This window comes from Erythrobacter sp. Dej080120_24, from assembly GCF_036322605.1.
In the GTDB taxonomy this organism is placed as follows: domain Bacteria; phylum Pseudomonadota; class Alphaproteobacteria; order Sphingomonadales; family Sphingomonadaceae; genus Erythrobacter; species Erythrobacter aurantius.
In genome coordinates this window covers 1360578-1374265 of sequence record NZ_AP027262.1, presented here as the reverse complement: position 1 = coordinate 1374265, position 13688 = coordinate 1360578, and the positions used below count along the sequence as shown (strand labels likewise).

At 63.6% G+C, this 13688-nt stretch carries 11 protein-coding genes; all 11 read right to left on the bottom strand.

Annotated elements, in window-relative coordinates; all coding sequences use genetic code 11:
* Positions 1–8: 8 nt before the first annotated feature.
* A complete protein-coding gene (locus tag AABA34_RS06520) occupies positions 9–515 on the bottom strand; it encodes a YbjN domain-containing protein (RefSeq protein ID WP_338304409.1) in 507 nt (168 codons plus the stop codon).
* A 171-nt stretch (positions 516–686) separates the two neighbouring features.
* Positions 687–2201 carry an SPOR domain-containing protein gene (locus tag AABA34_RS06515; RefSeq protein WP_338304408.1) on the bottom strand — a complete coding sequence of 505 codons (1515 nt, stop codon included), beginning with the start codon at positions 2199–2201 and terminating at the stop codon, positions 687–689.
* A gap of 119 nt (positions 2202–2320) precedes the next feature.
* Positions 2321–4096, bottom strand: a complete 1776-nt coding sequence (ftsZ, locus tag AABA34_RS06510; RefSeq protein WP_034952499.1) for a cell division protein FtsZ — start codon at positions 4094–4096, stop codon at positions 2321–2323.
* Between the two features lie 183 nt (positions 4097–4279).
* Entirely contained in the window at positions 4280–5602 is a 1323-nt protein-coding gene (gene ftsA / locus AABA34_RS06505) for a cell division protein FtsA (RefSeq protein ID WP_034952496.1), read from the bottom strand.
* Positions 5602–6513, bottom strand: coding sequence for a cell division protein FtsQ/DivIB (locus AABA34_RS06500; protein ID WP_034952493.1), 912 nt, complete (start codon positions 6511–6513; stop codon positions 5602–5604). The genes ftsA and AABA34_RS06500 overlap by 1 nt, the downstream gene beginning before the upstream one ends.
* Positions 6494–7483: a D-alanine--D-alanine ligase gene (locus AABA34_RS06495; RefSeq protein WP_034952491.1), complete on the bottom strand. Its 990-nt coding sequence runs from the start codon at positions 7481–7483 to the stop codon at positions 6494–6496. Before AABA34_RS06495 ends, AABA34_RS06500 begins: the two co-directional genes overlap by 20 nt.
* Positions 7480–8445 carry a UDP-N-acetylmuramate dehydrogenase gene (gene murB, locus AABA34_RS06490; protein WP_445083763.1) on the bottom strand — a complete coding sequence of 322 codons (966 nt, stop codon included), beginning with the start codon at positions 8443–8445 and terminating at the stop codon, positions 7480–7482. The genes AABA34_RS06495 and murB overlap by 4 nt, the downstream gene beginning before the upstream one ends.
* 5 nt (positions 8446–8450) lie before the next feature.
* The gene (murC, locus tag AABA34_RS06485; RefSeq protein WP_338304407.1) at positions 8451–9875 is read right to left on the bottom strand and encodes a UDP-N-acetylmuramate--L-alanine ligase; all 1425 of its coding nucleotides are present in this window, start codon (positions 9873–9875) and stop codon (positions 8451–8453) included.
* Positions 9872–11092 carry an undecaprenyldiphospho-muramoylpentapeptide beta-N-acetylglucosaminyltransferase gene (murG, locus tag AABA34_RS06480; RefSeq protein ID WP_338304406.1) on the bottom strand — a complete coding sequence of 407 codons (1221 nt, stop codon included), beginning with the start codon at positions 11090–11092 and terminating at the stop codon, positions 9872–9874. Before murG ends, murC begins: the two co-directional genes overlap by 4 nt.
* Entirely contained in the window at positions 11089–12312 is a 1224-nt protein-coding gene (locus AABA34_RS06475; protein WP_338304405.1) for an FtsW/RodA/SpoVE family cell cycle protein, read from the bottom strand. The genes murG and AABA34_RS06475 overlap by 4 nt, the downstream gene beginning before the upstream one ends.
* Positions 12309–13688 (bottom strand): UDP-N-acetylmuramoyl-L-alanine--D-glutamate ligase, encoded by a 1380-nt coding sequence (gene murD, locus AABA34_RS06470; protein WP_338304404.1) that lies wholly within the window; start codon positions 13686–13688, stop codon positions 12309–12311. The genes AABA34_RS06475 and murD overlap by 4 nt, the downstream gene beginning before the upstream one ends.

Below are 13688 nucleotides of genomic sequence, written 5' to 3'. Positions count from 1 at the left end.
CAGACCGATCAGGCTTCGCCCAATGCATCCACCATCGCCGCCTCCAACGCGGCGCGCGGGGTCTTGTCGCCCCACAGCACGAACTGGAACGCCGGATAGAACCGGTCGCATTCGTCGATCGCGGTCTCCACCAGAGCCTGAGCCTGCTGGATCGAAAGCATGCCCTCATCGCCCAGCAGCACGCCGTGGCGATACAGCAGCACATCGCCGTTCGACCAGATGTCGAAATGGCCCAGCCACATCTGTTCATTGACGAGGCTCAGCAGCTCGAATGCCCGGTGCTTCTTTTCCTGCGTCACGCGGATGTCGGGCAGGCAGAGAAATTGCAGGACATTGTCTTCGCTGCGCCAGATCGCCCGCAGCTGGTATTTGGCCCAGCTGCCCTGCACCTCGCCCACCATTTCCTCGTCGGAGACGATCTCGCACTCCCAGCCACGCGCTTCGAACAACGCGGCCAGCATCTCGACAGGAGCTGCGTCCTCTTCGGCGGCATATTCGGTTTCGCGCGGCATCATGCTGACGCTTTCAGGTCCAGGGCGGACATAGGGGGAGAGGTGTCTTGCATCAGGATGCGGAATGCCCGTTAACCCTGCCGCTTGGCAATCCGTCCCCGTTTTCGCGCTGGGGAGAAGTGTTCTGGCTTGTTCAAAGCTTGTGCAAAGAAACCCGTGGATGATCGCAAGACACTACTTAAGTTCCTCAATTTCCGTACCTTCCGGGCTGGTATAGGAAAAAGTCTCAACCCCCTTTTCCGCCAGTGCATTGATCAGCTCGCGAGCTGCCTCGCGACTGGCGATCGGGCCTGCAAGCAGGCGATTGGCCTGCCCCCACGGAGTAACGTGGGGCTTGAACCTGCCCAGAAGATCGGGCGCGCTGCGCTGAATCCTTCGCCAGTCGAAGCGCAGCGCGTCGGTGTCGCGCCCGGTGGCCAGTTGCACCCAGATCCGGCGGGGATGCGCCGGTGGTGCAGGCTCTGGCTCCGGCGCGACTTCACGCGGGATATCGATGGCGGCGATGTTCACCGCACCGCTCGTCCCCGCTGCCACGGGCAATTCGCCATTTCCTAGATCGGCAAAGGCGTCAGCTACACTCGCAGGCTCCGAACGGGCGGGTGGAGCCTCCGCTTCCCGCACCGCGATTGCAGGCAGGGTTGCAGAAGGAGTGGCCTCGGCAGGTGGGGCGCGCTCGACCTGTGGCCTCGACGCTGCTTGTGAGGGGGCCGGAGCAGCGGCTTGCGCGGAGGTCGGAGCAGGGGGTGGCTGCGTGCGCGCGGGCGCTGGCGTTGCTGCCGGTGTGGGTAGCGGGGCCGCTGCGACAGTTGTGGCGGGTGCGGGCGCTGTCCCGAATGGCTCACCCGACGGCTCCAACCGTGATCCGGCCGCCCCTTCGCGGGCAAAACGGGCAATGCGCGGGTCTTCCCGTCCGATATCCGCCACGCGCGGAAAAATTCCGAGATTGGCCGCCGCCGCCTGCTGCGTTGCCGTCAGGCGCGGCATATAGGCGAGAAAGGGATTGATCCGCAGGGCGAGATCGCGCGGCATGACCTGATTGACGATTCCTTCGGCACGCTCCTGCTGCCCCATGATCGCGAGCCCGAAAGCCCGCGCGCGAAAGGCGGCTATGTCCCGCGCCTCAAGCAAGGGGGCGAGCGTTTCCTGAAACGCAGCCTCGTTGCCCGAAATCGCATGGCTCAGGGCAAGCCTGCGGCGTGCCTCGTCATCTTGCGGGTTCAGTTCGATCGCACGCCGATATGCTGCCTGCGCCGATGCCTGATCCCCGATCAGATCAAAAGCGAGCGCCTGATCGCTCAAAACGTCGCGCGGACTGGCCCCGGCCGTCAGGGCCGCGTTGAGCATCGGCATTGCTTCCAATGGCATGCCGCTGCGCAGGTAGACCTTCGCGAGGCCCAGCTTGACCCTCGGATCGTCTGGCTCGATGTCGGCAGCCTGGCCATAAAATCCGGCCGCCGCGTCCAGATCGTCAACCGCCAGAGACGCATCAGCAGCCTCCAGCAGGGCGCTTACGCGGCGTGGCTGGCGTGCCAGTTCGAGCAAGGCGCGGTTGAGCCGCTGGACTTCGGGCGATGGCAGCGGCTGGACGACTTCGCGCGAAGTCGAATCCTGCGCCGCAACTGGCGCGAAGACGCCGCAACAAAGAGCCGCTGAGATGGCGGTGCGAAGGGGGAGAAAACGTCGATACATTGTCACATCGCCCCCGCTAGCGCACAAACCCCGGCAATCCAGCCCTCAAATCCGCAACGCGGGACGAACCGCTCCACGGTTTCGATCAGCCGCGCGGGCAGGGTTTGGTTCGGCAGGAACTACTGGTTGTTCTGGCGACCGAGGAAGCGCGGGATGCTGAGCGCGGGCGTATCGTCGCCGTCGCCATCATCGTCATCTTCGTCATCCGAGCCCGAGGAACGGGACAGATTGGCCATGCGCTCGAACAGCGTGCTGCCGGCCGAAGGGCCACCACCAGGGCCGAGGATGGCCGCACGCCGGGCGGAAGGAGTGACGGGCTTGTCCTCTTCGGCAAGGCGATCGGCATTTTCCAGCAGATCGTCGCTGCTGTCAGTTTCTGCCGGCTGCGCACCATTCGATTCGTCATATTCGGCATATTCGCCACCGAGGTCCAGCGTGTCTTCCCCGGCGTCTTCACTGGTGTCCTCGCCATAGACAGAGCTGGCCAGTTCCTCACCCGCGTCATCGTCGCTGTCGGAATAGCTTCCGCCACCAAAGCCCGAATAACCGTCTTGATCGTCGGCGCCGCGCAATCCGGCAAGAGGATCGATGATGCCGTCGACATCGTCTTCCTCTTCACCCATTTCGTCCCCGGCTTGCATACCGGTCAGGTCGAACGGTTCAGCGTCGTCCGATGCCTCTTCATTGCCGCCGGCACCGCCAAAACCGCCGCCTTCAAATCCGTCTTCCTCGTCATCGGCTTCCATTGCCTCCGACACCGGATCGGGGATCGCAGGAATGCGCGGAGCGAAGGACTCCTCGGGCGTCTCCGTCACAGCCGGCTCTTCTGCCGGGCTCTCATCCTCACCGCCCAGTTCCAGCACGGGGCGCTTGGGCGCACGCGAGCCGCCAAAGGCCGCAGCGGCGGTGCGAGGAGCATCGCTCGCAGCGCCAGCCTCGATGCCGGTCGCAACCACGGAAACGCGGATCTTGCCCGAGAGATCAGGGTTGAATGCACTACCCCAGATGATGTTGGCATCTTCGTCGACCAGATCGCGAATGTGGTTCGCGGCTTCATCGACTTCCATCAGCTTCATGTCTTCGCCGCCGATGATCGAGATGATCACGCCCTTGGCGCCTTGCATCGAAACACCGTCGAGCAGCGGGTTGGCAATCGCCTGTTCGGCAGCGTCGAGCGCGCGGTTTTCGCCTTCGCCCTCACCCGTGCCCATCATGGCCTTGCCCATCTCGCTCATCACCGAGCGGACATCGGCAAAGTCGAGGTTGATCAGGCCCGGCATCACCATCAGGTCGGTGATCGAACGCACACCCTGTTGCAGCACTTCGTCAGCCAGCTGGAACGCTTCCTTGAAGGTGGTTTCCGGCTTGGCGACAAGGAACAGGTTCTGGTTCGGGATTACGATCAGCGTGTCGACATGATCCTGCAATTCGGCGATGCCCGCTTCGGCGGCGCGCATCCGGCGGGTGCCTTCGAACAGGAACGGCTTGGTCACCACGCCCACGGTCAGCACGCCCTTGCGGCGGGCAGCTTCGGCGATCACCGGCGCAGCACCCGTTCCGGTGCCCCCGCCCATACCAGCCGCGATGAACACCATGTTGACGCCATCGAGCGCTTCTTCGATCTCGGCGACGGTTTCCTCGGCGGCAGCCTTGCCGACTTCGGGCCGCGCACCTGCACCAAGGCCTCCGGTGATATCCGGGCCAAGCTGAATGCGGGTTTCCGCCGGGCTGGTGCTGAGCGCCTGCGCGTCGGTGTTGGCGACGATGAAATCGACTCCCTCGATCTCCGATGCGATCATGTTGGCAATAGCGTTGCCGCCAGCGCCACCAATTCCGATGACGGTGATGCGGGGGCGCAGATCGTCTGTCTCTGCCGGTCCGATATTGATGCTCATCGCTTTAAGTCCTCCAGACGCGGGGTCCGGTCTTGGCTGCCCTCTTGCCCCACGCCATTGCTTCTGTGACACATTCAAGATGCGCCTGTTATCCCGCCAAATTCCTTATCCACAGGCGGGCATTAACCCTGATACACCATGCGGGCGGCGGTGAGAATCCCGCGAGACTGCCGTTTCCCCGCCCTAGAAATATTCCTTCAGCGCCCGGAACAACCGTCCCAAGGCGAAAGTCGAAGCGATTGAACCGCCAAAATCCGCATGGCGAGTGTACCGCGAACCGAATGAACGAATGTCGACAGGATCTTCTGCCGCATACAGGCAGAGCCCTGCGAGCCCCGCAAATCCGGGCGTTGCATGCGCTTCGGGCAGACCCGTCAGGCTTGGCGGGCGCCCCAGCCTCACCGGCATAGCCAGCGCGCTCTGCGTGAATTCGGCCAGTCCGGCCAGCTCCGCCCCGCCCCCGGTCAACACGACCTGACCCGCGCGTGTGCCGGAGAAACCCATTTCCTTCAGAGCCTTGCCGATCTCCGTGGTCAATTGCGACTGGCTTTGCGTGATCACCGATATCAGCTCGGCACGGGCGATGCGGTTCTTGTCATCCGCACCGCGCGCCTGCGGGCCACTGTTTTCGCCGGGGCCTTCGTTGGGGCCATGGACGGGGATCATCTCGCGGTGATCGCTTGGCGAGGCGATGGCCGAACCGGACACGCATTTGAGCCGCTCCGCCTGGAACCGGCGGATACCGAATGCGCTGGCCACGGCATCGGTGATATCGCCTGAACCCATCGGGATCGCCCTCAGGCCCAGCAGCATCCCGGCAGCAAAGACCGAAACATTGGTGACATCCGAACCGATTTCGACCAGCGCAACGCCCAGATCGCGTTCCTCCGGCGACAGGCAGGCATATCCCGAAGCCAGCGGCGCGGCGACCACAGCTTCGACTTCGAGATGAGCGTTCTGCACCGCTTCCATCAGATTGCGAACCGGAGCGCCATCGGCCAGCATCACATGCACATCGACGCCCAGACGCTCGGCATGCAGACCGCGCGGATTGGCAACGCCATGCGCGCCATCGAGCGTGTAATGCGCCGGTTGCGCGTGCAGCACCGTGCGGCCGTCGGGTTGGATCATGTCGCGCGCCTCGATCAGCAGGTGCTCGACATCCTCATCCTCGATCCGGCGACCGCCGATTTCGATCTCCACCTTGGAAACACGGCTTTGCAGCCCTGCCCCGGCGCAGGCGATCCAGACGCTCTGGATGCTCGTGCCGGCGTTCTTTTCCGCCCGCTCAACAGCATCGCGGATCGCATAGGTCGCCGCCTTCATGTCGGTGACATAGCCGCGCTTGATGCCCTGGCTGGCACGATGACCCGACCCCAGAACGACCAGATCACCGGTCTCGGTTTCGCCCATGATCATCGCGGAAATGCGGAACGAGCCGACGTTGACCGCGCCGAAAATCCGGGCAAGCCGCGCGTTCTGCCGCGAAGATGCCTTGCTCGCCATCAGGGGGTATCCTTTGCCGCCAGCTCAACCGCATCGCCGCGACCGGGGACCCGCATGTAGATGCGCGGAGGTGAACGCATGTCGAAACTGGCCACCTCTCCGCCCAGCAATCGGTTTTGACCGTCGAGCCGCGCAAACTTGACAAGGGCGGTCGCGGCCTCGGTCGCGCCCTCTGGCAGGGCAAGCACCTGATCGCTCTTGAACGTGAGGTTCCAGCGGCGATTGCCGACCCATTCGGCGGCCACCACCTGCGGTTGCAGCGCCGGAGCGGATGCAAGCAACCGTTCAAGCTCTGCGACCTGTTTGGCCGATCCCGGGCCGGATATCAGCAGCATCCCCTCGGCCGCGTCAGCCGCAATAGGTTCCAGCTCCACCCCTTGCGCGTCGATCAGCATCAGCCGATCGGGCTTTTGCAGCACCGCGTGAGGTTCACGCTCGACAATGTCGATCGCCAGCGTCGAAGGCAGTTGCCGCGAAACCCGCGCATCCATTACCCAAGGCAGTTGCTTGAGATCGCTGCGCAAGGCTTCGAGTTCGACCATCGGCATGGGACGGTCGCGCTGCGCGAGCGCACGGGCGTAAACCTGGCGTTCGTCCATCCGGCTGGTGCCGGTGACGCGCACATGCTTGACCTCGAAGCCGACATCCGATGCCATTGCCGCGACCTGAGCCTGCGCAAGCGCCGGAACGCCTGCAAGGTTGGCGATCACGAACGCAAGGCCGACGCCCGCGCCAATGATCACCGTCATCCAGATCGTGCTCCACTGCTCGTCCGAAAAGGGCAGCAGGCCCATCGCCCGGTCCAGCATGCTGGTGGTCTGTGCCTTGGCCCGGCGCGCGCCGGCTGCACGGCTCTGGGATTTTGCCGCACGGCGGACGCCCTTGCCGGAGCTACGCGTGATCTTCGCCATCAGCGCCTCCCGCAATATCATGCACCCGGATCGCCTCCATCACGATCAGTTCGACCAGTTCGGCATAGCCGATGCCCACCGCCCGCGCCTGTTCAGGCACAAGGCTGAGCGGGGTCATGCCCGGCTGCGTGTTGGTTTCGAGGACGAAAAGACCGTCCTCGCCCTGTTCGTCATCCCAGCGGAAATCGGTGCGGCTGGTGCCGTGGCAGCCGAGCACTTCGTGTGCCTTGAGCGCGTATTGCTCGCACAGCGCGGCGATTTCGGGCGGGATCTTGGCAGGGCAAACGTGCTGCGTGCGCCCTTCGGTATACTTGTGCTCGTAATCATAGAAACCGTTGTCGATCACGAGTTCGGTCACACCCAGGGCACGCGGGCCGGATGCGCTGTCAATCACGGCGGTGGTCAGTTCGCGACCCTTGATGAAAGGTTCGGCCAGCAAGCGGTCAAACTCCTGCCACGGCCCCTTGGCTTCGCGGGAAATGGGATTGCCCACGTTCGAATCCGCAGTGACGATGGCGACCCCAACCGATGATCCCTCGTTGACAGGCTTCAAGACATAGGGACGCGGCAGCGGATCGCGCTCATGCAGTTCCTCGACATCGACGATCCGCCCGCCGGGCATAGGGATACCATGCGGAACAAGCGCCTGCTTGGTCAGCTGTTTGTCGATCGCGATCACCGAAGTCGCCAGCCCCGAATGGGTGTAGGGAATGCCCATCAGATCGAGCATACCTTGGACGCTGCCGTCCTCTCCCGGTACGCCGTGAAGCGCATTGAACACCACATCAGGCTTGGCCTCGGCCAGCCGCAGCGCGACATCGCGGCCCATGTCGATGCGGGTTACGCGGTGGCCATTCATCTCAAGCGCATCGGCAACGCCCGCTCCACTCATCAGCGAGACTTCGCGTTCATTGGCCCAGCCGCCCATCAGCACGGCGACATGCAAGGGGGGCTTTTCCGCCATCATCATGGCCGCCCCACCCGCTTGATTTCCCATTCAAGCTGAACGCCCGAATTGGCATAGACCTTCTCACGCACGATTTCGCCCAGTTCCTCGATATCGGAGCCGGTGGCCGTGCCGGTGTTGATCAGGAAATTGGCGTGCTTCTCGCTCACCTGTGCGCCGCCATGCCTGAAACCGCGAAGGCCCGCTTCGTCGATCAGTTTCCAACTCGAATGGCCCGGCGGGTTCTTGAAGGTCGATCCGCCCGTCATGCTGCCGATCGGCTGCGATTCCTTGCGCTGGGTGGAGATGCGATCCATCTCCGCCTTGATGACTTCGGGATCGCCGGGGAAGCCTTCAAACCGGGCTTCGACCACTGTCGAACCTTCGGGCAGCGCCGAATGGCGATAGGAATATTGCAAATCGGCGTTCGACAGGGTGACGAATTCGCCATCCGGCAGAACAACGTCGCAATCGGTCAGGACATTGCAGGTTTCGCGCCCGTAGCACCCGCCGTTCATCTTGGTCACTCCGCCGACCGATCCGGGGATGCCGATGAAGAAGGAAAGCCCGTCGATCCCGGCCTTCGCCGCCCGCCGCGCCACCATACTGACAGGGGCCGCCGCGCCCGCTTTCAGGGTGGTCTCTCCGGTGATTTCGATATTGGCAAACGCCTGACCCAGCTTGATCACCACTCCCGGCACGCCGCCATCGCGGATGATCATGTTCGATCCCACACCCAGCGCCATCACCGGCATCTGGCCGTCGAGCCGTTCGAGAAAGCTTTTCAGGTCTTCGACATCGGCGGGTTCGAACAGCCAGTCGGCCTTGCCGCCCGCCTTGAACCACACGTGCTTTGCCAGCGGAGCCTCACGCGTCAGCCGTCCGCGCACGCCTTCGACCGGGACAGGCGAAGTCGCCGCCCCTTCGACCGTGCTGGTGGGGGCGGAACCGTCGTCGAGATCGTTCCAGTCGTCTGGTTGCGTCATGCCTGTCATGCGCCCCCTTGTGATTCAATCGCGGGCGCGAGGGTAGCCGCCCACTTGGTGATATCCCCCGCTCCGAGGCAGACCACGATATCGCCTGGCACAAGCTCCTGCGCGAGCGTGGCCGCCAGATCGGAATGACTGGCGGTGGTGCGGGCAGAACGGTGGCCGCGCGACTTGATTCCGGCGACCAGCGCTTCGGAATCGACGCCCTCGATCGGGTCTTCGCCCGCGGCATAGACCGGGGTCACGAACACCATGTCCGCATCGTTGAAGCAGCTCTGGAAATCATCCATCAGATCGTTGAGGCGGGTGTAACGATGCGGCTGCGCCACCGCGATTACGCGGCCTTCCGGCACCGCTTCGCGCGCGGCGGCAAGCACGGCGCGGATTTCGACCGGGTGGTGGGCATAATCGTCGATCACATTGACGCTGCCGCCACCCAGTTCGACCGTGCCGACCTTGGTAAAGCGGCGCCGCACTCCGCCAAAGCTGCCGAAGCCTTCGCGAATAACATCGTCGCTGCATCCCATTTCGATCGCCACGGCAATCGCGGCGAGGGCGTTCTGGACATTGTGCCGACCTGGCATGGGAAGGTGCACGCCTTCGATCCGGCGATCTTCCTCGCCGCGCTGGCGCACGATCACGTCAAAGGTGTTGCCGCCTTCGTGCGGGCGGATGTTCACGCCGCAGATATCCGCCTGAAGCGAGAAGCCGTAAGTCACGACCTTGCGATCGCGCACTTCGCCGATCACCGCCTGAACTTCGGGATGATCGACACACAAGACTGCCGCGCCATAGAACGGAACATTGTGGATGAACTCGACAAAGGCGCGCTTCACCCCGTCGAAATCGCCGTAGTGATCGAGGTGTTCTGGATCGATATTAGTGACTACCGCGATCGTCCCGTCGAGCCGCAGGAAGCTGCCGTCGCTTTCGTCGGCCTCAACCACCATCCAGTCGGAATCGCCCAGCCGCGCGTTGGAACCATATTGTTCGATGATCCCGCCATTGATGACGGTGGGATCGACATCGCCCTTGTCCAACAGGCTGGCGATCATGCTGGTCGTGGTGGTCTTGCCGTGCGTCCCGGCGACCGCGATGGTCGATTTCAGGCGCATCAGTTCGGCCAGCATTTCGGCACGGCGCACAACGGGAATGCGCGCTTCCAATGCGGCGGCGACTTCGGGATTGGTCCGCTTTACCGCGGTGGAGGTGACGACGACGGCGACGCCTTCGACATTCTCGCGCTCATGCCCGATCTTCACCGTGATGCCGCGTGCGCGCAGCCGTCCGACACTCGCGCTTTCGGAAATGTCGCTGCCTTGCACCGTATAGCCGAGGTTGTGCATCACTTCGGCGATGCCCGACATGCCGATGCCGCCAATGCCGACGAAGTGGATCGTACCGATGTCTGTCGCAACGCCCTTCATGCCGCGACATCCTCTCCGCTTTCGCGCGTGGCGGTCTGCGGCTTGGTTGCGGTTGCGGCGGCACGCGGGGCGGTTTCGCCGACCTTGATCACGTCCATCAAATCGATCCCGCCCATGCTTTCAATCAGGTCGGCGAGGTCTTTCGCCGCCTTGGGTCGCCCGCAATTCCACGCTCCATGCGCGGCGTTGCCGAGGCTTGATGGGTTTTTGGCGAGCGCCTGTATCTGCTTCGCCAGTTCCTTGGGCGTGAACTTGTCCTGCCGGATCATCCGTGCCCCGCCCGCCTTGACGATCTCGCCGGTGTTCGCGGCCTGATGATCGTCGGTGGCGATAGGCAGCGGGACGAGGATCGCCGGGCGGCCAACCGCCGTCAGCTCGGCAATGGTAGAAGCCCCGGCACGCCCGATGAACAGATGCGCGTCGGCCAGCCGTTCGTGCATATCCTCGAAATAGGTGCCCAGTTCAGCAGGGATATCGTGATTGGCATAGCGTTCACGCACCCGCTCAAGGTCTTCGGGGCGGCATTGCTGGGTCACCTGCAGCCGGTTGCGCAGCGCCGGTGGCAGCATCGCGAGGCCATCAGGCACGACATCGGAAAGCACGCTCGCCCCCTGACTGCCGCCGGTGACCAGAACGCGCAGCAGCCCCTCTTCGGTAAAGGGCGGGAAATCCTGATCGCGCAGTGCCAGCACTTCCTCGCGCACCGGATTGCCGACGAGATGGACCTTGTCCTTGAACTTGGGCTTCAGCCGCTGGACCTGGGGATAGGAGGTCGCAATCGCATCGACCCGGCCGGCCAGCAGCCGATTGACCCGGCCCAGCACCGCGTTCTGTTCGTGCACGACGCTCGGAACGCCCGATCCGCTCGCGGCGAGCAGAGCAGGCAATGCAGGGTATCCGCCAAAGCCGATCACGGCGGCAGGCTCGAAACTTTCGAACAGGCGCAGCGCCATGTCGCGCCCTTCCAGCACCGCGCGAAGGCCGCCGATCCAGCGCAGCGGGTTTTTACCGAAACGCCCCGCGGGCAGGACATGCGCGGTCAGGAAATCGGGCTTGCCCGGAATATTCGCACCGCGTTCGTCGGTGATCAGCGCCACGTGATGGCTGCGCGCGTCAAGCTCTGCCGCAAGGGCAAAAGCGGGGATCAGGTGCCCCCCGGTTCCTCCTGCGGCAAGGACGAAATGGCGGCTGGCGCCTTTCCTTGTCTCGCTGGTCATGCGCGGTCCTCCCTATGCCCGTGACCGGGGCGCTCAAACAGATCCTTCAACCCCGGCTTTTCCCGTTCAAGGAAAGGATTGCGCCGGGTGATCGCCAGCAATAGCCCGAAGGTCAGACACACCGCCAGTGTCGACGATCCGCCATAGCTTACCAGCGGCAGCGTCATCCCCTTTGACGGGAACAGCTGGAGGTTTACCAGCATGTTGATGAACGCCTGCCCACCGATCTGGGTAGCCAGCCCTGCCCCTGCAAGCAGGGCAAACAGATTGTCCTCGTCAACCAGCCGCAACAGCGCCCGCGCGACCAGCGCGACATAGACAAGAAGAATGACCGCGCAGGCGAGCAGGCCGAATTCTTCCCCGATGACAGAGAAGATGTAATCGGTGTGCGCTTCGGGCAGGCTCAGCTTGCGGGTGCCCAGCCACAGGCCTGCCCCGGTCCAGCCTCCGTTGAGCAGAGTGCGCTGGGCGAGGTCCACCTGATCGAAGGCAGTCCCGCCGCCAAAGAAACTGTCGATGCGATAGCGTGCATTGTCATACAGGAAATAGGCAGCGGTGAGCGCCGCAAGGCCAGCCGCGATCAAGCCGCCGATCCGGGCAAAGGAAACGCCCGACAAAACCACCAGCACAAACCATACGCCGCCGAACAGGATCGTGTCGCCAAGGTTGGGCTGAAGCATCAGCAACGCTGCCACCAGCGCCATCGTCAGCGTGGCATATCCCAGCACCGGCAGTCCGGGATCGCGCAGCCGCCATGACAGCATCCATGCCAGCAGGATTGCGAAGCCGGGCTTCAGGAATTCGCTCGGCTGGAGCGACATGCCCACTTCGATCCAGCGTTTCGCGCCATTCTTTTCCACCCCGATGATCGGAACCAGGAACAACAGTCCCAGCATCCCGACAGCCAGCAGGATTCCGATGCGGCGCGCGTCCTCGCGGCTGACAAAGGATACTGCCAGCATCAGGCCCACGCCCAGAAACTGAAACACGATATGCCGCTGGAAGAAGGCGAAATCGGAAACGCCATACTGGCTTGCCGCAGCCGGAGATGCCGCAGCAACGGCCATCGTACCGAGCGCCATCAGAAGCAGGACAAGGCCAAGCAGCCACTTGTCGATTTCGCGCCACCAGACCCGCAGGCTTTCGCCAAGGCCACGCCGGGCAGGCACAGGCGCATGGAATTTCGGATCGGCGCGCGATGGAGTGTAGATGCCGCTCATACCCGGTCGCTCCCGATCGAAGGATCAGCCGAACAATCAACCCCGCTTTCGGCAATGACACCCACCAGTTGGCGGAAGTGTTCGCCGCGCTTTTCATAGTCGCGGAACTGGTCAAAGCTTGCGCAGGCAGGCGAAAAAAGCACGACATCGCCAGCTTGCGCCGCGTCGCGCGCCCGGCGCACCGCTTCGCTTACCAGCTCGCACCGCTCCACCGTCGGCACTGCGCCTTCGAGCAATTCGGCAAAGCGCGGCCCGGCTTCGCCGACGGTATAGACGGCAGCGACATTGCCAAGGTGCTCGCCGCAATCGCCCAGCCCGTCTTCCTTGGCCAGACCGCCGACGATCCAATGCACGCGCGGCCTGCCCTCGATTGGCGGGAACGCGGCCAGTGCCGGGGCGGCAGAGGCGGTGTTGGTTGCCTTGCTGTCGTTGATGAAGAGGACGCCGTGTTCCTCGCACACCCGCTCCATCCGGTGCGGCAGGCTGCGAAAGCGCGGAAGCGCGTGTTGCCATTGTGCCGGCTTCACGCCCAGTTCTTCGACAATGGCGATTGCAACTGCGACATTTTCGAGATTGTGCGGGCCTTGCAGGCTCGGCCATTGCGGCTGAAGCTCGCGCAGGGCATCCAGATCGGCAGCCACCGCACGTCCCGCAGGACGGCGCGCCCGCTCTGTCTCGAAGATCGCGCCGACAGGCTCCGCGAGTGATCCGAACACAGCCAGATTGGCAGCGGACTGTATTTCGAACAGCCGCGCCTTGGACGCAGCGTAGGCGGCAAAGCCATCGTAGCGGTCAAGATGATCGGGCGTGATATTGGTCAATGCTGCGACATCGCAATCGAGGCTGTTCGTCAGATCGATCTGGTAGCTCGACAATTCGAGCACATAGACTCCCTCGCCCTGATCGTTCGGGGCAAGCGGGGCTTGCGCCATGATCGCTTCGCCGATGTTTCCGCCAAGCACGCTGGGCAGGCCCGACATCTGCAGGATGTGGTGGACCAGAGCGACGCTGGTGGATTTGCCGTTGGTGCCGGTGATGCCCACCACCTTGTGCGGCAAAAGTTCTGGCCGGGCGAGCGCGAACAGCTCGATATCGCCGATGATCGGCACTCCGAACTGTTCCGCGTGCGGCCGGATCGGATGGGTGTTGAGCGGCACGCCGGGAGAAACGATCAACCCGTCAAAGCCGGTCAAGTCGATCGCCAGCGGATCAGCGATATCGCAGCGACCTTCGAACGGCTCGCGGGCGACATCCTGCCGGTCCCACACGGTCAGCCGCGCGCCGCTGGCGAGCAAGGCCTCAGCCGCCGCAGCGCCGGAGCGCGCGAGCCCGAGGATCGCATAACGCTTTCCGGCAAAGGCGGTGGAGGTGATCAC